The following is a 24,496-nucleotide window of genomic DNA, read 5'->3' as shown; positions in this document are numbered from 1 at the left end:
TCCCACGGAATGGACAAGATTTTCACGCCACTCTTGACTCTCTGCCTTGCATCCCGGACACTGGAACAAAGAGTGAACAATGTCTCACGACGCAAGAGCTCTGGCCGGAGCACGGCAGCTTCTGGCGCCCATCCTGGGCGGGCCTTCCCGCAGCCCGACGCCGCTCGGCCATGGCGAGGCCGACCGGATGCTGCGCGGCGGGCTGATGCGCGGCACCCTGCATGAGGTCTTCGCCGCCGACACGGCGGGCCAGGGTTTCGCCTTGGGCCTGGCGCGGCGCGCGGGTGGAACCAAGCGCCTGCTCTGGATCGTGCAGGATTATTCCGCGCTGGAGCATGGCCAGGTCTCGGCAACGGGCCTTGCCGAGGCCGGCATCGATCCGGCCGGCGTCCTTCTGATGCGCGCCGCCAACGCGACCGATGCCTTGCGCGCCGGCGCCGACGCGCTGAGCTGCCGGGCGCTGGGCGCGGTGATCGTCGAGATTCCGGGCAATCCGAAAATCCTCGACCTCACTGCGTCGCGCCGGCTGGTGCTTGGCGCGCAGACGAGCGGCGTCACCGCCCTCCTGCTGCGCAGCGAGGCGCAGGTCGAGCCCAGCGCGGCGCAGACCCGCTGGCTGGTGCGCAGCGCCCGCTCCGCCCAGACCGACGATTGGGGACAGCCGCGCTTCGACGCGGAATTGACGCGCAACCGGCACGGAGAGACCGGGCGCTGGATGATGGAGTGGTGTTGTGACGATGGCGCTTTCCGCGATCCCTTCGAACAAGCGGCGCATCCTGGCGCTGTGGTTTCCGAAGCTTCTGACCGACCGGCTGCGGCGCCGCCGCAAAGGCGCGCCGGATGAGCTGCCGCTGGTCGTCTCCATCCGGAGCGGCAATGCGCGCATCCTCTACGCGGTGGACGCCAGGGCCGCGGCGCTGAAGCTTCAGCCCGGCATGGCGCTGGCCAGCGCGCGCGCCATGGTGCGCGAACTGGACGTGGTCGAGGCCGAGCCCGAGGCCGACGCCAGGCTGCTGGCGCGGATCGCCGACTGGTGCGACCGCTTCACGCCCTTCGTCGCCATCGACGGCCTCGATGGATTGCTGCTGGACGTCACCGGTGTCCCACATCTGTTCGGCGGCGAAGCGAAGATGCTGGGCGAGGTGCGCGCGAAGATCGCGGCCCAGGGCTTTGCCGTGCGCGGTGCCCTGGCCGGAACGGCGGCCGCCGCCCGCGCCCTCGCCCGCTATGCCGACGGCACCATCACGGCCCCCGGCGAGGAGGCCAACGCCACCGCCTTCCTGCCCGTCGCCGCGCTCGACCTGGAGCCGCGCGACACCCATGCGCTGAAGCGCGCGGGCCTCAAGACCATCGCGCAGGTGGGGGGACGCGGGCGCGGCGAACTCAATGCCCGTTTCGGCAAGGCGTTCGTGTTCACGCTCGACCGCGCGCTCGGCATCGGCGAGCAGCCGATCTCGCCGCGCCGCATCCTGCCCGACTTCCTGGTGGAGCATCGTTTCGCCGAGCCCGTGACGACGCAGGAGGTCATCGCCGGGTCGATCCTGTCGCTGGCGCGTTCGCTGTGCGGCGTCCTGGAGGAGCGCGGCCAGGGCGCGCGGATGCTGGAAGCTTCCTTCTTCCGCACCGACGGCATCGTGCGCCATATCGGAATCGAGACCGCGCGGCCGCTGCGCGACGCGGCCATGATCGCCAGGCTGTTCCGCATGCGACTGGACGCGCTCGGTCCCCGCGAAGGCGGGGATCCGCTCGATCCCGGCTTCGGCTTCGATCTCGTGCGGCTCTCAGCCCTGCACGCCGAACGGCTGGTGCCGGAAAGCATCGGGCTGGAAGCGCGGCCCGACGACGACAAGGAGATCGCCTTCCTGATCGACCGGCTGGCGGCGCGTTTCGGTGCGCATCGGATTCTCTCTTTTCAAGCGCAGGATACCCACATCCCCGAAGCCGCTGGCGTTGCCGTGCCGGCGCAGCACGCGCCGGAGACGAAGGTCGCGTTCGAGCCGCGCCTTCCCGGCGAGGCGCCACGCCGCCCGCTGCGCCTGCTGGAAAAGCCCGAACTCATCGACGTGATGGCGCAAGTGCCGGACGGCCCGCCCTTGCACTTCCGCTGGCGCCGCATGCTGCACGCCGTCGCCCATGCCGAGGGACCCGAGCGTATCGCGATGGAATGGTGGCAGCAGCAGAACCCGCGGCCGACGCGCGATTATTTCCGTGTCGAGGACGAGGCGGGACGGCGCTTCTGGCTCTATCGCGACGGGCTCTATGAGCGCGAGCCCTTCATACCGCGCTGGTATGTGCATGGGCTGTTCGCATGACGACAGGCAGTCGCGACAAACGCGCGCCCAAGCCGCTAGCGGCAGAGGAAGACGCGCCGATCCGCGTCCTCGAAGGTCAGCCGCCTTATGCCGAGATCGCGGTGACGTCGAACTTCTCCTTCCTGCGCGGCGCCTCGCGGCCCGAGGAATTGGCGGTCACCGCTTATGGCTATGCCTATGATGCCGTCGGCATCGCCGACCGCAACACGCTGGCGGGCGTGGTGCGCGCCTATGCGGCGTTCGAGGATCCGCGCCTTTTGGGCAAGAAGCCGAAACTCCTGGTCGGCGCGCGACTGGTATTCGCCGACGACACGCCGGACATCCTCGCCTATCCGACCGACCGCGCCGCCTATGGAAGGCTGTGCCAGCTTCTGTCGCATGGCAAGCTGCGCGTGCCCGCCGGCGAAAGGCGCGCCACCAAGGGCGAATGTACCCTCTTCCTGGACGACCTGGCCGCGAAGCACGACGAGAGCGATCTTTTCGCCAAGCATGAAGGCATGCTCTTCGTCGTGATGCCGCCGGCGCGCGGCGCCTTCGCAAAGCTCGGTGCGACGCTTGAAAGACTGCGGGCCCTGGCGCCCGGGCGCGTCTGGCTGGCGGCGGCGATGCGCCATCACGGCGACGACCGGCGCCGCCTGCGCCGGCTTTCGACGCTCGCGCGCGACGCCCATGTGCCGTTGCTGGCGGTCAACGACGTGCTCTATCACGACGCGGGGCGGCGCGAGCTTCAAGACGTCGTCACCTGCATCCGCGAGGGCATCACCATCGACAAGGCCGGCAGGCTGCTCGAAGCCAATGCGGAGCGGCATCTGAAGACGCCGGCCGAGATGATGCGGTTGTTCCGCGACTGTCCCGAGGCCATCGCGGAGACGGTGCGGTTCGCCGCACGGATCGAATTTTCGCTTGAACAACTCGCCTACAATTATCCGCATGAACCGGTTCCGCCGGGCAAGACGGCGGATGGGCACTTGTGCGACCTGACCTGGGAGGGCGCCGCGCGGCGCTATCCGCAGGGCATTCCCGGCAAAGTGCGCGACACGCTGAAGAAGGAACTGGCGATCATCGCGAAGGAGAAGTACGCGCACTATTTCCTGACGGTGCGCGACATGGTCGCCTTCGCCAACGAGAAGAATATCCTGTGCCAGGGGCGCGGCTCGGCCGCCAATTCGGCGGTGTGCTATGCCATCGGCGTCACCGCGGTCGATCCGATGCAGATCGACCTTCTGTTCGAGCGCTTCGTGTCGGAGAATCGCGGCGAGCCGCCGGACATCGACGTCGACTTCGAGCATGAGCGGCGCGAAGAAGTCATCCAGCATATGTACAAGCGCTACGGTTATCGCCGCGCCGCGCTGACCGCCACCGTGATCCATTATCGCCCGCGGAGCGCGATCCGCGAGGTCGGCAAGGTGTTCGGCCTGTCGGAGGACATCACCGCGGCGATGGCCGGCAGCGTGTGGGGCAGCTGGGGCGAAGCGCTGAAGGATTCGCAGGTCCGCCAGGGCAAGCTCGATCCGCAGAACGCAGCGATCTTCCAGGCCGTGAAATTCGCCAACCAGATCATGGGATTTCCGCGTCACCTGTCGCAGCATGTCGGCGGTTTCGTGCTGACCGACGATGCGCTCGACACGATGGTGCCGATCGGGCCGGCGGCGATGGACGACCGCTATTTCATCGAATGGGACAAGGACGATCTGGACCGGCTGAAGATCATGAAGGTCGACGTGCTCGCGCTGGGGATGCTGACCTGCATCCGCAAGGCGTTCGACCTGTTCTCGCGGCACGAAAAGAAATCCTTCGACCTCGCCACCGTGCCGCGCGAGGATCCGGCGGTCTACGACATGCTGTGCAAGGCCGACGCCATCGGGGTGTTCCAGGTCGAGAGCCGGGCACAGATGAACATGCTGCCGCGCCTTCGCCCGCGCACATTCTACGATCTCGTGGTCGAGGTGGCGATCGTGCGGCCGGGCCCGATCCAGGGCAACATGGTCCACCCCTATCTCAAGCAGCGCAACAGCAAGACGCCGGTGAAATTCCCCGAGCCGTCGCCCGCCCACGGCCCCGCGGACGAATTGCACAAGGTGCTCGACAAGACCATGGGCGTGCCGCTGTTCCAGGAGCAGGCGATGAAGCTCGTCATGGTCGCGGCGAAATTCACGTCGAAGGAGGCCAATGGATTGCGCCGCGCCATGGCGACCTTCCGCAATCTCGGAACCATCGGCCAGTTCGAAAAACTGATGATCGGACGGATGACGGAGCGCGGCTATACGCTGGAGTTCGCGCAAAACTGCTACAATCAGATCAAGGGCTTCGGCTCCTACGGCTTTCCCGAGAGCCATGCCGCGAGCTTCGCCCATCTCGTCTACATCTCGGCCTGGATCAAGTGTCATCATCCGGCGGCCTTCGCCTGCGCGCTGCTGAATGCGCAGCCCATGGGCTTCTATGCGCCGGCGGAGATCGTGCGCGACGCGCGCGAGCATGGCGTGGAGGTGCTGCCGCCCGACGCCAATTTCAGCGATTGGGACAATACGCTCGAAAGAAATACCTGCGGCGTGCTCGCATTGCGCCTCGGCTTCCGCCAGATCGATGGCTTGCGCGAGGACTGGGCGCGCGCCCTTGTAGAGAATCGCGGCTATGGCTATCCGAGTTTCGCCGAATTCGTCCGCCGCGCCGAGGTACCCAAGAAGGCGCTGATGGTGCTGGCCGAGGCCGACGGGCTCACCTCCTTCGGGATGGACCGGCGCGAGGCGCTGTGGGCGGTCCGGCGGATTCCCGACCACCATTCCCTGCCGCTGTTCGAGGCGCAGCGCCTGAAAGAATTGCCGGCAGAGGAGATCGCGCCGCTGCCCGTCATGCCGCTCAGCGAGCACGTGCTCGCCGACTACCAGACGCTGCGCCTGTCGCTCAAGGGCTATCCGATGCAATTCCTGCGCGAGATGTTCGCGGGCGAGACGGTGAAAAGCTGCGCCGAAATCGAGGCGACGGACGACGGCCGGCGCGCGCGCTGCGCCGGCGTCGTGCTGGTGCGCCAGATGCCGGGCGAGGCCGGAGTGGTGTTCATCACGCTCAGCGACGAGACCGGCATCACCAATGTCGTCGTCTGGCCGCGCGTCTTCGAGGCCTTCCGCCGCGAGATCATGGGCGCCCGCCTGCTCCTGGTCGAGGGCAAGGTCCAGAAAGCCGACAATGTCGTGCACCTGGTGGCGGAGCGGATTTTCGACCGCAGCCAGGAGCTGGACCGCCTCTCGGAAGACACGATCCGGCCGGACCACCTGGAGGACATCGCGCGCCCGGATTCCCGCAGCCCACGGCATCCACGCAATGTCCGCATCCTGCCCAAATCGCGGGATTTCCATTAGGCGGCGGCGGCGCTATAGCGGGTGTGGGGGGCACCGGCCTGTACACGTCCAGCATGTTGCGTATCCGTGGATTCGAATGGCCGCTGGCCGTTGCGTTGGCGGCTGTGCTGCTCGCGATGCCGCTGTGGTGCGTCGCGATGCCCGGCATGCCGGACTATCCGGCGCATCTGGCGAGCTTCGCGCTGATCGCGGGCGCGCCGTCGAGACATTATTACGTCGCCTGGGCCGCGCTGCCCAACCTCGCCTCGGAGGCGATCGTGCCGCTGCTCGCCCGGGCGATGCCGCTCGAAGCGGCGACGCGGCTCCTGCTGACCGCGACGGTGGTGCTCTGGGTCGCGGGGCCGGCGCTGATCCAGCGGGCGCTGTTCGGCCGGGTGGGGCCGGGCGTGCTGCTGTCGGCGTTCTTCGCCTACAACGCCAATTTCATCTGGGGCTTCTTCAACTACACTTTCGCGGTGGGCGTGGCCTTTGTCGTCTTCGCGGCCTGGATCGCGACCGACGGCCGCCGCACGCGCCTTCATCTCGCCGGTTTCGCCGTCGCCTTCACGGCGATCTATTTCAGCCACTTGTTCGGCCTCGCCGTGCTTGTGCTCGCCATCGGCGGCTATGAATTGCCGGCGCTGGTCGCGGAGCGCTTCGCGCTGCGCGCGCTAGCGCGCCGAGTCGCGGCGCCCGCGCTTTGCTGCCTGCCCGCCGCGCTGGCCTTCGTCCTCCTGAAACCGGAGGCGGCCGGCGGCGACAATTTCAAATTCGATCTGCTGGAAACTCTGCAGGACCGCTTCGAGGCGGCCATCCAGTTCGGCTTCGACAAACCGGTGCTGCCGCTGACCGCCGCGCTGATCGCGCTCTTCGTCCTGGCCGTCGCCGCCGGCCGCGCGACGGTGCATCCACGCATGCGCGTGACGCTGGCGCTGTTCGCCCTGGGCGCGCTGTTCGCGCCGGAATGGGCGCTGGGCGGCTGGGGCGTGCATATGCGCCTGCCGGCGGTGACGGGCGCGCTGGCCTTCGCGTCCCTGGACTGGAAATTGTCGCCGCGCCTGATCGGCGCCGGCGCGGCGGTCGCACTGGCGCTGCTCGCCACCGGTGCACTGCTGCTGGCACAGGACTGGCGGCGCTATGGCGCGCAATATGCCGAGTTTCGCGCGCATGACGCGGCCATCGCGCGCGATGCGCGGGTGCTGACGGTGCTCGACGGCGATTCGCTTGGCTGGTCGGCCGATCAGCCCTATTGGCACATGGCGGAGTTCGCGATCATCGACCGCGGCGCGTTCACGCCTTTGATGTTCACCACCGCCGGCCAGCACGTGGTCCATCTGCGCCCGCCCCTAGGACGCATCGCGGCGGCGACGGCGCAGCAGGGCTCGCCGCCCGACATCGACGAGTTGGCCGATCTCGCCGCCGGCCGCATGGAGGCGGACGAGGACTACCGCGCGGTCTTCCCCTATCTGATGCATTTGCAGTGCAGCTTCGACGAGGCGCTGGTCATCCACGGCGCCGGACCGCATTCGCGGCCGCCCGCCATGCTGCGCAAGCGGCTGGAAGGAAGTTTCTATACGCTCTACGACATCGTTCCGGACAAGAACTGCTCGCCCCGATGACGACCGATTCGCTTGGGCTTCGCGCGCTGACCGCCCTCCTGGCGGCGGGCGTCGCGCTCGGATTGATGCATATCGCCTGCGTCGTCGGCCTGCATGTTCCGTTCGATCCGAACGAGGGCTGGAACGCGTATTTCGCGCAAGCCGCGATGACCACGGGCTCGCCCTATCCGGCGGCGGGCAGCCTGTTGATCGACAATTATCCGCCGCTGTCGTTCTATCTCGTGGGCGCGGTCGGCAAGCTCTCCGGCGACGCGGTCGTCGCCGGGCGCATCGTCGCGCTGGCGGCGCTGTTCGCGGCCGCGCTCGGCATCGAGGCGGCGGCGCGCCGGATGGGCTGCAGCCGGATCGAGGCGGCGTTCGCGGCGCTGTTCTTCACCGCCGGCGTGATGCTGACCAGCGACTACGCCGGGATGGACGATCCGCAGATGCTCGGCCACGCGGTGGCGATCGGCGGGCTTGTCGCCGTGCTGCGCGAACCGCGCACGCCGCGCGCCATGGTCGCCGCGGCGCTGCTGTTCACCCTCGCTTTCTTCGTCAAGCACAACCTCGTCGTGCTGCCGCTGGCCGTGGCCGCCTGGCTGGCGCTCCTGGACCGCAGGGCGGCCGCGACCTTCGCCGGCAGCGGCATCGTCTTCGCGCTGATCGGGCTTGGCCTGTTCAAGCAGGCCTATGGCTTCAGCCTGTTCAGCGTGATCGATTCCGCCCGGACATTCTCCTTCGCGAATATCGAAACAGCGGGCGCGCTCTGGCTGCGCTGGAGTGCGATTCCGCTGCTGGGCGCGGCGGCGATGTACGCGCTCGGGCGGCGCGACCGCCACGTCGTGCTCTGTGCGATCTATGTCGTGCTGGCGACGGTGACCGGCCTGTATTTCAGCGGCGGCGCGGGCGTCGACGCCAACGCGCTGTTCGATGCGGACATCGCGGTCGCGCTGAGCGCCGGCGTGCTGATGAACCGCCTTCCGGCCGGCCAGAGCATCGCCGCCGCGCTCTACGCCGTTCCGCTGGCGCTGGGCGTGGCGAACCTGCAAGCCGATTGGCGCGGCAGCGACTATTGGCTTCATCCGATGGCGGAAGACCGAGCGGCCGCGCGGGCGCAGATCGCGCTGCTGCGCGGCGCCAAAGGGCCGGTTCTCTGCGAGATGCTGTCGCTCTGCTATTGGGCGGGAAAGCCGGCCGAGGTCGATGTGTTCAACATCGAGCAGGCCTATCTCACGAGCGCGCGCAGCGACGCGGACCTGGTGCACGCTATTGAGGCGCGGCACTACGCGTTAGTCCAACTCGAAGAGCTCTCGCCTTTTCCGCTGACGCCGAACGTGCATCGCGCGCTCGACCAGAACTATCGCATCGTCCTGCAGGACGACGACCGCGTGATTTTCGCGCCGCGCTAACCGTGCGCCTTCACCGTGCCGGTGCGTTCGAGCTTGCCCCAACCGACCACCGCGCCGCGGATCGCCGCCGAGATCGAGCGCACCACGACGTAATACATGAGCTGGCGATAGCCGAAGCGCTGCAGGGGTAGCCACAGGAGGAGGCGCCAATCCTCGCCCCGTTCCATCAGGAAGCCGAAGGTCGCGGCCAGAAGATCGACCACGATGAAGACGACATAGTAGATGCCGACGGTGATGAGATCGGCGTTGCTGAACTCCGAGCCGTGCTGCGCATAGGCGATCCACTGGCCGACGAGCTGCCAGATCAAAAGCAAATCGGCGAGCGGCGCCAGCGCGGTGAGCGCGATCTGGAATAGCCAGACCTGCGGCAAGGCGAACAGGCCGAGCGCGCCATAGCGCGGATTGAAGGTCAGGCCGCGATATTTCCACAGGCATTGCAGCGTGCCGAAGGCCCAGCGGAAGCGCTGTCGCGCCAGCCCGCGGAAGGTCGCTGGCGCCTCCGTCCAGGCAACGGCGGAGGGATCGAAGCGGACGCGATAGCCCTTTGCCTGGATGCCGATAGTCAGATCCTGGTCTTCCGCCAGCGTGTCGGAGTGGAAGCCGCCCATCTCCTGCAGGACCGATTTGCGCCAGGCGCCCACCGCCCCGGGGATGACGGTGAGCGTGCCGAGCGCCGCCAGCGCGCGCCGCTCCAGGTTCTGCGCCACGATATATTCCAGCGCCTGCCAGCGCGTGATCATGTTGGTGCGATTGCCGACCTTGGCGTTGCCGGCGACGGCGCCGATTTCCGGATCGGAGAACCAGCGCACCAGCCGGGGAATGGTGTCCTGCTGGAACTGCGTATCGGCATCCAGCGCCACGAGAATATCGCCCGTCGCCCGCTCGAGCCCGACATTCACCGCCGCCGCCTTGCCGCCATTGACGACGCGGATGAGCGTGACGCGGTCGTTCGCGCCGAACGCGTCGCGCAGGACGCCGAAGGTATTGTCGGCCGAGCCGTCGTCGATCACCAGGACGTCGAGATCCTGATGATCGCTGCACAGGATGCGCTCGACGGTCTTCACGATCACCTTTTCCTCGTTGTAGGCGGGAATGATGACGGTGACGTGCAGCGATTCCTTGGGCGGCAATTTGCGCGAATCCGCCTCGCGCCGCGCGTTCCACAGGCTGAGGCCCACGAGGAAGAACAGCCGCGAGACGCCGAGCCAGATGGCGGCGAGAAAGGCGTAGTACAGGGCGCGGCTGATCCAACTCACGGTGAAGAACACGACCCGGTCGGTGAGCAGCGACATGGTGGGCGAGAGCGGCGGCATCGCTTGGTCGCGCGTCAGGCCGATGAGCTGCGAGGCCATCACGAAGCGAAGGCCCCGCGCCCGCAGCTTGTCGATCAGGACCGGCAGCGCCGCCACGGTCTGGGCACGGTCGCCGCCCGCGTCGTGTAGCAGGATCGTGTTGCCCTTGGCGCCGGCCGGCGCGTGGTCGAGCGCATAGAGCACGCGGCTGACGATCGCGTCGGCGCCCGGCAGCGACCAGTCGATCGGATCGATATGCTCGCCGACCGTGATGTAGCCGAGGCTTTGCGCGATCTCGACCGGAAGAATCTCGCTGTCGTCGTCCGGCTCCGCGTCGCCCAGATAGGGCGGGCGGAACAGCACGAGCGAGCGTCCGGTCAGCGCCTCGAACAGGCGCTGCGTGGCGTTCAGCTCCAGCGTCACCGCCTGGCTCGGCGTGTCGGCGAGGTTGGGGTGGGTGTAGGTGTGGTTCCCCAGTTCGTGGCCTTCGTCGAAAATCCGCTGGACCAGGTCGGGATGGGCCTCGGCATTGCCGCCGATAATGAAGAAGGTGGCCTTGACGTGCTTCTCCTTGAGGATGTCGAGGATCTGCGGCGTCCACTCGGCATCGGGGCCGTCGTCGAAGGTGAGGGCGATTTCGCCCGGCGAATAGCCGAACTGGCGGATCACATAGTTGGTCGGAAGCTTCGTATAGGCCTCGTCGTCGATGTCGCCGCTATGGGGATCGATCTCCAGCCTGCGTGCGCCGGGCGACGGCTCGGCTTCCACCCGGAAGAACTCGCCCTCACCTTCATAGTCGATGTCGGAGGAGAGCGTGATCTGGCGCAGCCCGTCCGGCGCGGCGGCGCCGTAGCCGCGACCCATCACTTCCCAGACCGAGGGGTCCTCCGTCCCGATCCGCCACAGGGCATAGCCGGCGGGCCGATAGATGTCGGAGGCGTGCATCTGGTTATAGGCCGTGACGGCGTCGAGGAACCAGACGTCGTGCGTGATGTGATCGTCCTCGATGTAAGAGAAGTGCGGGTTGTTGGTGGCGTCGTCGAAATCAATCGTCGCCTCCGAATCGTGGGCGGCCACGACGGCGTCCTCGAAACTCAAATCGTCGGCGTGATCGCCGTTCCAGTCATAGCCGTAGGAGCCGATGCCGACGATGGTGTGGCTGGGCGGCAGCGCGCGCATGCGCTTGTCGAGCGTGGTCTCGAACCAGTCCTGCGCCGCGATGCTACCGGCGGGACCGGTATCGTCGTGCTGGTCGTAGGCCATCAGCAGCGTGTAGTCGACGAGCCGCGCATAGGCCCGATAGGGCCAATCGTCGTCGTCGAACGGCACCGCCATGACGACGATCCAGCCATGGGGCAGGAACGACGCCGACAGGTGCTTCAGGAAGTCCTCCACCGCGGCGTGGCCGTCGGCGGGTATCTCCTCGAAATCGACGACGATCCCCTGCAGCTTGTTGGCGCCGACCAGGGCGGTCACCCGGCGCACCAGGTCGTCGCTGCGCGCCTTGTCCTTGAGCAGGCGGGCGAGGCCGGCGCCGTCCCACTTGCCGCCCGTCACATTCTGGAGCACCGGCAGGATCGCGATGTTCGCCCGCTTGGTGCGAATCTCCCCGAGCAGCGCGGGATCGAGCGTGCTCTTGAGCTCCATGTCGGGGCCTTGCAGCGCCAGCCAGATCGGCATCACCCAATCGAGCTTGGGCAGGGCGCGCATGAGCGCCGGATAGGCGGAATCCGATGCCGGATGCCAGCCGGGAAAGAAGGCGACCGCGAGCGACCGGTTGGCCTGCGGCTTCAGGATCGAGGCGAGCGGGCGGATATGCAGGCCCCGCTCATTGCGCTCGCGCCGGGTGCGGGCCAACTCCTCGCGCCGGGCGCGGGCCTCGGCCGCGAGCCTTTCGGCGGAGCGCACCAGGCCGGGGGCCTGCGCCTTTCGCTCGAGCTCGTGGAGATTGACGGCGACCAGCCGGCCGGGAAGCCGCAGCGGCGCCGCCGTGGGCACCGTCAAGAGGCTCACGACGAAGGCCGCCCCCAGCGCCAGGCTGACGACCGCCGCCGTCCAGCCCACCACGGACGCGCCGAAAGCGCGCCGACCCGTGGCGTCGAAGAAGACCGGCTTGTTCGACATAGTGTCTAGATCGACCCGCGCTGACGCATTGCGGCGCAGGCCGTGCGCTGGTTCTTTGTCATTTTGTGCTCCAGGCGCCGCAAAACGGCGCGCCGGCGTCAATTTAGCGGAAACGCGACGGACATGCCAAAAAAAGCGACATGAACATTCTCCCGCAATGGTCCGTGGCGGCGCGTGCGGCCGGGCTCGTCCTGGCGGCCGGGTTTGCCGTCACGGTTTGGGCCAACTGGCCGGGGCACCTGTCCTACGATTCGATCCTTCAATTGCTGCAGGGCCGGACCGGCCTCTACAACACCTGGCACCCGCCGGTGATGGCGTGGCTGCTGGGACTGGGCGACGCGCTCGTGCCCGGGACCGGGCTGTTCGTCGCGTTCGACGCCGCCCTGGCCTTCGGCGCGCTCGCCGGCGTGCTTCTTCTGGCGCCGGGGCGGGCGGGATGGCCAGCGGCGGCCGTCGCGCTCGCCATCGTGCTGTCGCCGCAGCTGCTGATCTATCAGGGGATCGTGTGGAAGGATGTGCTGTTCGCCGACGCCGCCGTCGCGGGCTTCGTGTGCTTGGCGCATACCGCGCGGAGCTGGAACGCCGCTCCCTGGACACCGCTCGTGGGGAGTTTCCTGCTGCTCGCGCTGGCGGCACTGACGCGGCAGAACGGCGCGGTCCTGCTGCCCTTTGCCGGTGCGGCGCTGGGCTGGATCGCCACGCGCGAAGGGAGACGCTGGACCGGCGCGGCCTTGCTTGGTGCGGGATTTCTTGCGGGGCTTCTGGCTTTCGTCTTCGCGGCCTCGGCGCTGTTGAACCTGAGAAGCGACGGGGAGTCCGGGCCGGCGGAGCAGTTCCGCCTTTTGCAGATTTACGATCTGTCCGGCGCGGTGGCGCGCGAGCCGGGTTTCCCGCTTCCAACACTGGCGGAGGACGATCCCGATCTCGAGCGTGTGCTTCGCCAGGACAGCGCGCGGCTCTACACGCCGTTGCGCAACGATCCCTTGGCCTCGGCGCCGCAGATGCAGGCGCCGCTGCGCGATCTCGATGACGAGGCGCTCGCCGCCGACTGGCGCAGTCTCGTCCTGCATCATCCCGGACTGTATCTGCGCATTCGCGCGGCGGATTTCGCCTGGGTGGCGTTCACGCCCGATATCGTCGCCTGCCGGCCGATCTTCACCGGCATCGAAGGGCCGGCATCGGAGATGCGGACGCTGGGCCTCGCAGCGCGGCGCGACGGGCGCGATCTGGCGCTTGAACATTACGGCAAGGCATTCCTCGGCACGCCGGTGCTGTCGCACATTCCCTTCGCCATCGTCGCGGTGGCCGGCATCTGGCTGCTGCTGCGCCGGCGCCGGCCGGCCGATATCGCGATGGCCGCGATGCTGGGCAGCGCGCTGGCCTTCGCGGCGAGCTTCTTCGTCATCACCATCTCCTGCGACTACCGCTATCTCTACGCGCTCGATCTTTCCGCGCTGGCGGGAGTGCTCTACCTTGCGCTCGAGCCCCGGAGCGTCATCGAAGGAATGCCATGAGCATCGCGCTGGGCCTGATCGAGGGCTATTACGGAACGCCGTGGAGTTGGAGCGCGCGGGAGAAGATCATCGCGGCGCTGAAGCCGCATGGCTACACGTTTTATATCTACGCGCCCAAGGCCGACGCGTTCCTGCGCAAGCGCTGGCGCGAGAGCCATCCGGCGGAAACCGCCGAGGCGTTGCGCGACCTGGCGGAGCGCTGCCATGCGATGGGGGTGCGCTTCGGCGTCGGCCTCAGCCCCTACGAGCTCTATCGCGACTTCCATGCGGAGGCGCAGGCCGATCTGGCACGCAAGCTGGCGGAGTTCGATAGCTGGGGCATCGACGATCTGGCGATCCTGTTCGACGACATGCGCGGCGATCTGCCGAACCTCGCGCGGACCCAGGCCGACATCGTCCATTGGGTGAAAGCACGCAGCAAGGCGACGCGGCTGATCACGTGCCCGAGCTATTACACCGACGATCCGGTGCTGGACCGCTTCTTCGGCAAGCGGCCGGAGAACTATCTCGAAGACCTCGGCCGGATGCTCGACAGCAGCATCGAGATCTTCTGGACCGGCGAGGAGGTCTGCGCGCGCGAATTCTCGCCGGGGCATCTGGCGCGGGTGACGGCGCAGCTCGGGCGCAAGCCGTTCCTCTGGGACAATTACCCGGTCAATGACGGCGTCCGCATGTCGCGCTTCCTGCACCTGCGCGCCTTCACCGGACGACCGGCGAGCATCGCGGGACACCTCGCGGCGCACGCCGTCAATCCGGCGCTGCAGCCGACGCTGTCCTGCATTCCCGCGATCACCTTGGCCGAGAGCTATCGGCTGGGCGAGGCTTACGAATACGGCGCGGCCTTTACGCACGCCGCGACCGCGCTGCTGGGCGCGGAACTGGCGCAGACGATCGCCAAGGACATTCTCTTCCTCAACGATGTCGGGCTGGAGCGGCTGGGGCCCGGCACGGTGGAACGGCTGCGCGCGCGCTATGCGGCGATCGACCATGACGCGGCGCGCGAGATCGTGGCCTTCCTCGGCGGCGCCTACCGCTTCCAGGAGGAGATCGCCTAGACCTTTGTCGTGCGGCCGCGAATCCGCTATCGAGAGGCAAACCAACGGTGGCGGATCATGGCGTACAACTGCGCGAAGTGCCCGGGCTATTGCTGCTCCTATCCCATCATCCCGCTGAACAAGCGCGACGTGACGCGGCTGGCCAAGCATTTCGGGCTGTCTTTCGCGGCGGCGCGCAAGAAGTTCACCAAGGTCGATGGCGACGAGCAATACGCCATGCGGCGCAAGGCCGACGAGCATTTCGGCAAGATCTGCCGCTTCTTCGATCTCGAGAAGCGGCGCTGCACGATCTACACCGTGCGGCCGGAGATCTGCCGCTCCTATCCCGGCGACAACCATTGCGGCTATTACAGCTTCCTGATGCACGAGCGGTCGGCGCAGGAAGACGAGGAGCACGTCGCCTCGACCTGGAACGGGTGAACGACCGGATGATGTGTGTTAGGGTCCGGCGCGCCTGACGCGCGGGGGACCCAGACATGTTTTTCGGCATTCCGATCGGATCCTTCGTTTTCGTTCACACGCTCATCACGCTGGTGGCGATCGTCGCCGGCCTGATCATGCTGGCCGGCATGCTGCGCAACGCCCGACAGGACTCGGTGCATGCGATCTTCCTTTTGTTCTCCGTCCTGACCGCGATCACCGGGTTCGTGATCCAGGTTTCGCCGGTAACGCCGGCGGTGATCGTCGGCGGGGTGCTGAGCATCCTGCTCGCGATCGCGCTGGCGGCGCGCTATGTCGGGGGCATGGCCGGCGCCTGGCGCTGGATCTATGTCGTGACGGCGGTCGCCTCGCTCTATCTCAACTGTTTCGTGCTGGTGGTGCAGAGCTTCCTCAAAGTGCCGGCGCTGCATCGGCTGGTGCCGAGCGTTCCGCCGGCGGGACCGATCTTCGGCGGGACGCAGGCCGTGGTGCTGATCGCGTTCGTCATCGCCGGCGTCTTCGCGGTGCGCCGGTTCCGGCCGCGATAAAAAAGGGCGGAGGCGACGCCTGCGCGCGGGGCCGGTTGAGCCGAAGCGCGCGGAGGGATCGATCCGCCCTGATCGCGCGACAGGCCGGCCGGCGGAAGACCCTTGGGGTCAATCACTCGGCACCTTCGCCGAACCAACGGTCTTCGCGCGGCACCGCCTCGCCCAGGTGTCTGCGACAGCACACCTTCGACCTGTCTGACGACTCGCAGTCTCGTTACAAGGCCATTGTGGTGGCCGCTCTCGGCTTACTCACGAACGAGCGGCGCTGTGCTCCAAGGTTTCAGTGTTGCAGATATGCAGCACAACCTGTGGCTTCAAGGGCGCGGTGGTGCAATTTTATGACAGGATGTCAGTTCGGGAGCGGTGTTTGTCCCCGCCCTCTCCTACGTGGTTATTTGCGGGCGTCGATGATTCTGGGGCTGTGGTGAGCAAAACATTCGCGAGCGCGATTTCCGAATTCGGCGCGCGCGCAAAGGCGAAGCTTTCCAGCCCCGCGATTGATGGCGCGCCCGAGGATCAGCTTCGCAATCCGCTTGAACTGCTCTTCCACGACCTCGCCGAGATCGACGGCCTTCCGCCCAAGGCGATCAACCTGATCGGCGAGACGGCGCTCAAGCATCTCAAGACACGGCCGGACTTCGCCGTCACGCGGCAAAGTGCGCTCATCGGATTCGTCGAGGTGAAGGCGCCGGGCAAGGGGGCCGATCCGCGCAAATTCGAGAAGGGAACGCATGACGGGGATCAGTGGGAGAAGCTGAAATCGCTTCCCAACCTGCTCTACACCGACGGGAACAGCTTCAGCCTTTGGCAGGACGGTAAGCTGGTCGACAAGGTCATCCATCTCGACGGCGACATCAAAACGTCCGGCGCGAAACTGAATGGCCCGGAGACGCTGCGGGCGCTGGTGTCGAACTTCTTCCAATGGAAGCCGATCGCGCCCAATTCGGCAAAGAAGCTCGCGGAAGTCAGCGCGCGGCTGTGCCGCCTGCTGCGCGACGAAGTGGTCGAGCAGATGGAGCAGGGCAATACCGGGCTGACCGGATTGGCCAAGGACTGGCGCCACCTGCTGTTCCCCACCGCCGACGACGCCCAGTTCGCCGACGGTTATGCGCAAGCGGTGACGTTCGGCCTGCTGGTCGCCCGCGCGCGCGACATCAAGCTGGAGAAAGGCATCGAGCCGGCGGCGCAGGAATTGCGCAAGACCAATTCCTTGATCGGCGCGGCCCTGCGCATCCTGACCGATGATGTCGAGAACCAAAAGGCGCTTCAGACCTCGCTAAAGACGCTGACACGCGTGCTCGATGTCGTCGACTGGCACACGATCAGCAAGGACAAGCCGGAGGCTTGGCTTTATTTCTACGAGGACTTCCTGGAGGTCTACGACAACGCGCTGCGCAAGCGCACGGGCTCCTACTACACGCCGCCCGAAGTGGTCGGCGCGATGGTCAATCTCGTCGACGAGGCGCTACGCGGCCCGCTGTTCGAACGGTCCAAGGGCCTTGCGTCCTCGGATGTGTGGGTCGCCGATCCGGCGACGGGCACGGGCACGTTCCTGCTCGGCGTGCTGCGGCGGATCGCGTCCACGGTTGCGGGCGACCAGGGCGAAGGCGCGGTGCGCGGCGCGATCGAGGCGGCGGCGCAGCGCCTGATCGGATTTGAATTGCAGGTCGGGCCGTTCGCGGTGGCGCAGCTGCGCCTGATGGCGGAGATGCAGGCGCTGATGGCGACGCCGAAAAAGCCTCTACCGCCGCTGCCCGAGCTTCGCCTCTACATCACCGACACGCTGGGCAATCCGTTCATCGAGGAGGAGACGCTCGGCCAGGTCTACGAGCCGGTCGCCAAATCGCGGCGGGACGCCAATAAGGTCAAACGCGAACAGCGCATCACGGTGGTGATCGGCAATCCGCCGTACAAGAACCAAGCCGGGGGACAGGGTGGCTGGATTGAGGACGGGAGCGCGGGCCGGCCGGCGCCGATGGATCGCTGGCAGCCGCCTCGCGAATGGGGTATCGGCGCGCACGCTCATCATCTTAAGAATCTCTATGTGTACTTCTGGCGCTGGGCAACGCTGAAGGTCTTCGGATCGGGCTGGAAGGAAGCAACAGGCGAACCGGAGAGCGACCGCTTCGGCGTGATCTGCTTCATCACGGTCGCCGGATTCCTGAACGGACCGGGCTTCCAGAAGATGCGCGAGGACTTACGTCGCGACGCCAGCGATATCTGGGTGATCGATTGCTCTCCAGAAGGCCATCAGCCCGATGTGCCAACGCGTATTTTTCAGGGTGTGCAACAAACCGTGTGCATCGTTCTTGCCGCGCGCCCGCCCAACAAGGACAGGGATGTTGCCGGGAAAGTTCATTTCCTGGCTCTGCCGAAAGGAAAAAGAAATAAGAAATTCGAAACTTTGGGCAAGCTCTCGCTTCACGATGCCGCTTGGCGAGAGGGTGCGAGTGATTGGCGCGATCCATTTCTGGCCGAACAGGGCGATGTGTGGGCCAGCTTTCCGCGACTCGCAAAATTGTTCGTGTGGTCGGGGCCAGGCGTCAAAACCCATCGTACGTGGGTGATCGCTCCAGACGCTTCAACGTTGACGCGTCGTTGGGAAGCGCTACGACAGGAGAGTGATCCCGATACGAAGGAATTACTCTTTCATCCTGATCCGGGCAAGGGGAAAGCTCGCGCGCGTTATGCAAACAAGATCGTCAGAGAAGATTTGGGACCATACCAGACGCGCTTGGAGAGTATCGAACACGACAAAGGCGATCTCGTTGCGCCGATACGCTATGGATTTCGCTCCTTCGATCGTCAATGGATTCCACCTGACAATCGCTTGTTGAGCAGGCCGCGGCCCGATCTCTGGTCGAACTACTCTAGTCGACAGATTTTCATGACTGCACTGGAATCATCGTCGCCGACGTCTGGTCCTGCGATATCGCTGACGGATCTAATTCCGGACAATGATCACTATAGAGGCTCGTTTGGCGGGCGTGTTTACCCATTGTGGAAAAACGCAGTCACGTCGCAATCCAATGTTCGGCCCGAACTTCTGACTCTACTGGCCAAGACCCATGGTACAGAGGCCACATCGGAAGACGTCTTCGCCTATATCGCGGCGGTGATGGCCCACCCCGCGTTCATGAAGCGCTTCACAGACGATCTTGCGCAGCCGGGCCTTCGCATTCCCATCACCGCCGATGGCGCACTGTTCGCGCGAGTGGTTGAACTCGGTCGCGAGGTCGTTTGGCTTCACACCTATGGCCAGCGCTTCGTCGACCCGAAAGCCGGTCGGCCGAAATCTGCGCCCAGGCTACCGAAGGGAGAAGCACCGACCATCTCCAGTACGGGCGCCATTCCGGGCGCCCCCGAACCACTGCCCGACTCCCTGTCATACGACCCCTCCAAGCAGCGGCTGGTCGTCGGCAAAGGGCATATCGATCATGTCACACAAGCGATGTGGGGATATGAAGTCTCGGGCAAGCAGGTCGTGTGGCAGTGGTTCAGCTATCGCAAATCTGACCGCAGCAAGCCCCAAATGGGCGAAAAAAAGCGGCCGCCCTCGCCGCTCGACAAGATCCAGCCCGAACACTGGCTGCCCGAATATACTGACGACCTGCTAGACCTACTCAACGTCCTCGGACGCCTCGTCAAATTGGAACCCGCGCAGGCGCAACTGCTCGCTGACATTTGCAACGGCCCCATGATCGACGCCGAGGAAATTCGCGCCGCGCTGGGTGGCGACGATTCGGTGGATCAGGAAGTGGACGAAGACGCCTAGCCGCTCATGGGGATAAGGACTCTAACAGAGTCGCGTCGGGGCGCAGGGTGGAGCAAACTAGGGTGATTCGGTGATTGCCATGGCCCTCAACAGACAGCTCGACCTTTTCCTCAAAGACATCCAGCCCGATCTGCTGGAGAACGAGCCTGTGCAAACCTATCGGCCCAAGGTCGATGACGTGCGGCAGGAACTTTTCACCGTTTTAGCCACGGCGCGGGCGGCGAAGCGGATGCCGTGGACGCCGGCGAAGGCGAAATATCACCAGACCGTCTTTCCGCAGATGTGCAACTGGCTGCCCGAAGCGGAAGCGGCGCAGTTGCGGCTCGAATTCGAAACGGAGATGGCGCGGCTGGCGGCGGAGTAGGCGCCCGGTATCGCGCCGTGCTGGGCGGCAGCCCCCCTCCACCGCTTCGCTCGGCACCCTGCCGGGTTCGCTGTCGCTCACCCGGCCTTTGTACGCTGCCGCTACAAAGCCCCCGCAACAGCGGGGGAGGAAACCGTTTGCGCAGGTTCGCACAGGCCCTCACCCGAAATTTGCTGCGCAAATTTCGACCTCCTGCTCCGCTGCGCTCCGCGTCCGTACGCTGACGCTACGGACCCCGCTCAGCGGGAGAGGTAACGATTACGCCGCGTCGACCAGGACCAGCTCGCTGTCTTCCAGCGCCGTCACGGTCAGGACCTCGACGTCCTTGATCGCGGCGCCGTCGCGGGCGTCGAGATGCACGCCGTTGACCTCCACCGCGCCGGTCGCCGGGACCAGATAGCCGTGGCGCGCCGCGCCCAGCTTGTATTCCACCGTGTCGCCCGCCTTCAGCGTCGCGCCCAGAACCCGCGCATCGGCGCGGATCGGCAGCGCGTCATTGTCGTTGTCGAAGCCGCTCGCCAGCGTCACGAAACGGCCGGCGCGGTCGTCCTTGGGGAAGGGCTTGGCGCCCCAGGCCGGCTGGCCGCCGGCGCTGCGCGGCTGGATCCAGATCTGGAACAGCGTCGTGGTGCCGGGCTCCAGATTGTATTCCGCGTGGCGGATGCCCGAGCCCGCGCTCATCACCTGTACGTCGCCGGCCTCGGTGCGGCCCTCATTGCCCAGGCTGTCCTTGTGCGTCACCGCGCCTTTGCGGACATAGGTCACGATCTCCATATTGGCGTGCGGATGCGGCGGGAAACCGGAATTGGGCGCGATCTCGTCGTCGTTCCACACCCTTATGCTGCCCCAGCCCATGTTGCGGGGGTCGTAAAACTCGCCGAACGAGAAATGATGCTTGGCCTTGAGCCAGCCGTGATTGGCGCCGCCCAGGCCCTTGAAGGGACGTTTGTCGATCATGTCGGTTCTCCTGCTGTTCACCGAGCAGCGCGTTTTCAACCCCCAACTCCGTCATCGCCCGGCTTGTCCGGGCAATCCAATCTTCCGCTGCGGAAAAATGGGTTGCCCGGACAAGCCGGGCAATGACGATCTTTGGGGTCGAGAAGAAAACATCTGCTCCCTACAATGTAGATATCGCGGCGCCCCTGTATTAAAAATAGAAACTTTCGAAACCAATGGTTTCTGGAAACGCCATGACGAAAATGCCCGATTTCGAAGGCCTCGCGGTGTTCGCCACCGTGGTGGAGGCGCGCTCTTTCGCGGGGGCGGCGCGGGCGCTCAGCCTGTCCAAGGCGACGGTGTCCAAGGCGGTCAGCCGGCTGGAGGCCAAGCTGGGCACGCGCCTGTTCAACCGCACCTCGCGGCGCCTGGCGCTGACCGATGCGGGGCGGCGGCTGTCGGAGCGGGCGGCGCATATCCTGCGCGAGGCCGAGGCGGCGGAGAGCGACACGCTCTCCCAATCGGTCAACCCGCGCGGGCTGGTCAGGCTGGCGGTGCCGATGTCGTTCGGGGTGCAGACCATCGCGCCGATGATCCCGGACTTCCTCAAGGCCTATCCCGAGGTGCAGATCGATCTGCATCTGAGCGACGCGATGGTCGACGTGATCGGCGAGGGCTTCGACGCGGTGCTGCGCATCGCCACCCTGCCCGATTCCTCGCTGGTGGCGCGACGGCTGTGCACCGTCGAGCGCTTCCTGGTCGCCGCGCCGTCTTACCTGAAGGCCAAGGGCAAGCCGAAGCATCCGATGGCGCTCGCCGAGCATGCCTGCCTCGGCTACGCCTATATCCTCGGGCCGGATAGCTGGCGTTTCACGCACAAGACCGGCGAGAGCGCCGTGGTGCATCCGGCCGGCGGGCCGCTGCGGGTCAACAATGGCGATGCGATGCTGCCGGCGCTGATCGCGGGGCTGGGGCTGGGCGTGCTGCCCGATTTCATCCTGCGCGCGGCGCTGGCCGACGGATCGGTGGAGCGGGTGCTGCCCGACTGGTCGCTGCCGGCGAGCGCGCTGCACTGGGTGACGCCGCCGGGCGGGCCGAAGCCGGCGCGGGTCGAGGTGCTGGGGGATTTCCTGGCGGAGCGGCTGGCCGGTTCACACCGAGCCGGCAAGCGAAACCGGGATCAGCGCAAATAGCAGCGCGATCAGCGGCGCGGCATAGCGGTATTGCCGGTGATGCAGGAGCGTGGTCGCCGACAGGAAGATCACGAAGGCGGCGAGGCCAAGGCCCACCAGCCGCGTCTCATGCAGCGACAACAGCGCCGCGGCGAGGGCAAGCAGCGCGCCGGTCACCTCGCGAAAGCCGCGCGGATAGCGCCAGCGGGCATAGGCCTCGCGCAGCAGACGCGGCCCGAACAGGTGCACGGCCGCCACGACGGCGAAGATCGCCGCGAGCCCCTGTGCAAAATGTTCGATCCACCAGTTCACGTTGTTGTGCTCCACACTGTCAGAAGCAAATCGTGTTCGCCGGGAACATCTTCAAGAGGGACCACGGCGGGACTGTGTTGCAGGTGAAGCAAAGCCCTACGACTTTGTGGCAATTGTGGACGGAGGAAGGCGGGCGCCTTTTTCATGCCTTGCTCGAAATCCTCGACCCGTCATTGCCCGGCTCGTCCGGGCAATCCAATTTGGCAACGCGGAAAAAATGGATCGCCCACATGAAGCGGGCGATGACGGCCAGCTTGTAAAAAAAGTTGGGCCGGAGGCGCGGGGAGGGGGAAACCGCGGCGCTCCGGCCCAACATGGGACGGCTGCCTTGAAGGGGGAATGCCGTCCGTGTCGTACAACAGAAATAAGACTCGGCGCCCCGCTCGGAAGGGACCGGCGGGAAACGCTGGGTTTCAGAAAATGATCCAAGAACCCTAGAGTGACGGCCGCCTAACCTGAACCGCGCATGACCGAAATCCAGACAACCAGGCTGCAACGCGCCGTCGACCGCGCCCGCGACCATGTGCGCGGCGGCGCCGGGCGGCGCGATGCCGTCGAGGTCGTCGTCTATGGCGATTATCTGTGCCCCTATTGCCGGCGGCTCGGCCATATCATCACAAGGCTGCGCGGCGCGCTGGGCGAGAAGCTGGCCTATGTCTTTCGCCACTTTCCCAATGAGAGGGCCCATCCCGGCGCGCATTTCGTCGCCCGCGTCGCCGAGGCCGCCGCGCGCCAGGGCAAGTTCTGGCCGATGCATGACGCGCTCTACGACACCGATCCGCTGACGCCGGAGCTGGCCGGCAAGCTGGCGCGCGACATCGGCCTGGACATGGACCGGTTCGAGCGCGACCTGGAAGACGAAGCGCTGGCGGCGCGGGTCGAGGAAGACCTGGAAGAGGGACGGCGCAACGGCGTGACCGGGACGCCGACCTTCTTCATCGACGGGCAGCGCTATGACGGCGCCTGGGATTTCCATTCCATGCTGGAGGAGCTGCAGCGCCCGCTCGCGGCCCAGCTCACGCGCTCGGCCAAGGCGTTCGCCAACCTGCCGGCCTCGGCCGGACTGATCCTGCTGCTGGCCGCCGCGGCGGCGATCGTCTGCGCCAACTCCGCCTTGAGCCCGCTCTATCACGCCTTCATCGGCATGCCGTTCGGCGTCGGGGTGAGCGGCGGCGCGCTTTCCATGCCGGTCGGCGAATGGTTCTCCGAAGGGCTGCTGGCGGTCTTCTTCCTCCTGGTCGGATTGGAGATCCGACGCGAGCTGACGGAGGGCTCGCTGACCGATCTGCGCGCGGCGGCGCTGCCGGTGCTGTGCGCGGTCGGCGGCGTGCTGGCGCCGGCGGCGATCTATCTGCTGCTCAACCAGGGGCCGGCGGCGCGCGGCTGGTCGGTGCCGACGGCGACCGACATCGCGTTTTCGCTGGGCGTGCTGGCGCTTCTGGGCGCGCGCGTGCCGACCGGTCTGCGCGTGTTCGTGGCGGCGCTGGCGGTGGTGGACGACATCCTGTCGGTGCTGACGCTGGCGATCTTTTATCCGCGCGCCTTCGAGCTCGGCTGGGTGGCGGCGGCGGTGTGCGGGATCGTGGCGCTGGCGGCGCTGAACCGCTTCCGCGTCTATGCGCTGTGGCCCTATCTCGTGGCGACGGCGTTCCTGTGGGTGGCGCTGCACGGCGCGGGCGTGCATGGCGCGCTGGCCGGAATCTTCCTGGCGGGCTTCCTGCCGACGAGGCCGGCGCCGGCGGCGGGGCCGCTTTTGGCCCAGGCCGCGACCGCGCTGGCGGCGCTCGAACAGGCCGAGCGCGAAACCGAGAACAAGAGCGCGCTGGCGCAGGAGCCGATCTGGGATTGGGCGAGCCGCAACCTCTCCGCCGCGAGCGACCGGCTGCAATCGCCGGCCGAGCGGGTGGAGCGCGCGGTGGCGCCGTGGAGCGCCTATCTCGTCCTGCCGCTGTTCGCGTTCTCGGCGACGGGGGTGAGCCTTTCGGTCGACCTGTCGGCGCCCGATGCCAGCCATGTGCTGGCCGGCGTCGTGCTGGGCCTGGTGCTGGGCAAGCCGCTCGGCGTCTGCATCGCGGCCTTCGTCGCGGTGCTGGCCGGGCTGGCGCGCATGCCGGAGGATGTCAGCCTGCGCGGCTTTATCGGCGCGGCCTGCCTGTGCGGCATCGGCGATACGGTGGCGCTGTTGATGGCGGACCAGGCGTTTCCGGCCGGGGCGGACTCGCAGGTCGCCAAGATCGGTGTTCTGATCGGATCGGTGCTGGCGGCGGCGCTGGGCGCGGCGGTGATCGCCGTCAAGCCGCTGCCGCGACAGACGCAATTGGCGTGAGGGG

General features: G+C 66.6%; 17 protein-coding genes. 14 read left to right on the top strand and 3 right to left on the bottom strand.

What is annotated here, in order from left to right; translation table 11 throughout:
• Positions 1–79 precede the first annotated feature (79 nt).
• The 5 genes from WDM86_12160 to WDM86_12140 are packed head-to-tail and all read left to right on the top strand — an operon-like array spanning position 80 to position 8,654.
• The gene (locus tag WDM86_12160) at positions 80–844 is read left to right on the top strand and encodes a hypothetical protein (protein MEI9990783.1); all 765 of its coding nucleotides are present in this window, start codon (positions 80–82) and stop codon (positions 842–844) included.
• Complete coding sequence (locus tag WDM86_12155) at positions 738–2,312, top strand: hypothetical protein (protein MEI9990782.1); 1,575 nt, start codon at positions 738–740, stop codon at positions 2,310–2,312. The genes WDM86_12160 and WDM86_12155 overlap by 107 nt, the downstream gene beginning before the upstream one ends.
• Complete coding sequence (locus WDM86_12150) at positions 2,309–5,668, top strand: error-prone DNA polymerase (protein MEI9990781.1); 3,360 nt, start codon at positions 2,309–2,311, stop codon at positions 5,666–5,668. Before WDM86_12155 ends, WDM86_12150 begins: the two co-directional genes overlap by 4 nt.
• Before the next feature lie 53 nt (positions 5,669–5,721).
• The gene (locus WDM86_12145; protein MEI9990780.1) at positions 5,722–7,266 is read left to right on the top strand and encodes a hypothetical protein; all 1,545 of its coding nucleotides are present in this window, start codon (positions 5,722–5,724) and stop codon (positions 7,264–7,266) included.
• Complete coding sequence (locus WDM86_12140; GenBank protein ID MEI9990779.1) at positions 7,263–8,654, top strand: 6-pyruvoyl-tetrahydropterin synthase-related protein; 1,392 nt, start codon at positions 7,263–7,265, stop codon at positions 8,652–8,654. Before WDM86_12145 ends, WDM86_12140 begins: the two co-directional genes overlap by 4 nt.
• On the opposite strand, the gene WDM86_12135 is transcribed toward WDM86_12140, so the two are convergent.
• Complete coding sequence (locus tag WDM86_12135; protein MEI9990778.1) at positions 8,651–12,070, bottom strand: polysaccharide deacetylase family protein; 3,420 nt, start codon at positions 12,068–12,070, stop codon at positions 8,651–8,653. The two genes, WDM86_12140 and WDM86_12135, sit on opposite strands and share 4 nt — an antisense overlap.
• Before the next feature lie 140 nt (positions 12,071–12,210).
• Between WDM86_12135 and WDM86_12130 the strand changes: the two genes are divergently transcribed.
• From WDM86_12130 to WDM86_12105, 6 genes are all read left to right on the top strand, one after another.
• A complete protein-coding gene (locus WDM86_12130; protein ID MEI9990777.1) occupies positions 12,211–13,584 on the top strand; it encodes a hypothetical protein in 1,374 nt (457 codons plus the stop codon).
• Positions 13,581–14,639 carry a beta-N-acetylglucosaminidase domain-containing protein gene (locus tag WDM86_12125; GenBank protein ID MEI9990776.1) on the top strand — a complete coding sequence of 353 codons (1,059 nt, stop codon included), beginning with the start codon at positions 13,581–13,583 and terminating at the stop codon, positions 14,637–14,639. The genes WDM86_12130 and WDM86_12125 overlap by 4 nt, the downstream gene beginning before the upstream one ends.
• A 57-nt stretch (positions 14,640–14,696) precedes the next feature.
• Entirely contained in the window at positions 14,697–15,059 is a 363-nt protein-coding gene (locus WDM86_12120; GenBank protein ID MEI9990775.1) for a YkgJ family cysteine cluster protein, read from the top strand.
• A 56-nt stretch (positions 15,060–15,115) separates the two neighbouring features.
• Complete coding sequence (locus WDM86_12115) at positions 15,116–15,607, top strand: hypothetical protein (GenBank protein MEI9990774.1); 492 nt, start codon at positions 15,116–15,118, stop codon at positions 15,605–15,607.
• Between the two features lie 424 nt (positions 15,608–16,031).
• Positions 16,032–19,382: a type ISP restriction/modification enzyme gene (locus tag WDM86_12110; GenBank protein ID MEI9990773.1), complete on the top strand. Its 3,351-nt coding sequence runs from the start codon at positions 16,032–16,034 to the stop codon at positions 19,380–19,382.
• A gap of 79 nt (positions 19,383–19,461) precedes the next feature.
• A complete protein-coding gene (locus tag WDM86_12105) occupies positions 19,462–19,746 on the top strand; it encodes a hypothetical protein (protein ID MEI9990772.1) in 285 nt (94 codons plus the stop codon).
• Between the two features lie 258 nt (positions 19,747–20,004).
• On the opposite strand, the gene WDM86_12100 is transcribed toward WDM86_12105, so the two are convergent.
• A complete protein-coding gene (locus WDM86_12100; GenBank protein ID MEI9990771.1) occupies positions 20,005–20,703 on the bottom strand; it encodes a pirin family protein in 699 nt (232 codons plus the stop codon).
• Between the two features lie 233 nt (positions 20,704–20,936).
• Here WDM86_12100 and WDM86_12095 point away from each other — a divergent pair, with 233 nt between their 5' ends.
• Positions 20,937–21,875, top strand: coding sequence for a LysR family transcriptional regulator (locus WDM86_12095; protein MEI9990770.1), 939 nt, complete (start codon positions 20,937–20,939; stop codon positions 21,873–21,875).
• Here WDM86_12095 and WDM86_12090 read toward each other — a convergent pair.
• Positions 21,834–22,166, bottom strand: coding sequence for a DoxX family protein (locus tag WDM86_12090; GenBank protein MEI9990769.1), 333 nt, complete (start codon positions 22,164–22,166; stop codon positions 21,834–21,836). The two genes, WDM86_12095 and WDM86_12090, sit on opposite strands and share 42 nt — an antisense overlap.
• Before the next feature lie 32 nt (positions 22,167–22,198).
• Between WDM86_12090 and WDM86_12085 the strand changes: the two genes are divergently transcribed.
• Positions 22,199–22,426, top strand: a complete 228-nt coding sequence (locus WDM86_12085) for a hypothetical protein (protein ID MEI9990768.1) — start codon at positions 22,199–22,201, stop codon at positions 22,424–22,426.
• 206 nt (positions 22,427–22,632) lie between these two features.
• Positions 22,633–24,492, top strand: coding sequence for a Na+/H+ antiporter NhaA (nhaA, locus tag WDM86_12080; protein ID MEI9990767.1), 1,860 nt, complete (start codon positions 22,633–22,635; stop codon positions 24,490–24,492).
• Positions 24,493–24,496: the final 4 nt, after the last annotated feature.

The organism is Rhizomicrobium sp. (assembly GCA_037200045.1).
In the GTDB taxonomy this organism is placed as follows: Bacteria; Pseudomonadota; Alphaproteobacteria; order Micropepsales; family Micropepsaceae; genus Rhizomicrobium.
The sequence above is the reverse complement of the archived record's forward strand: the minus strand, read 5'-3'. Positions and strand labels throughout refer to the sequence as shown.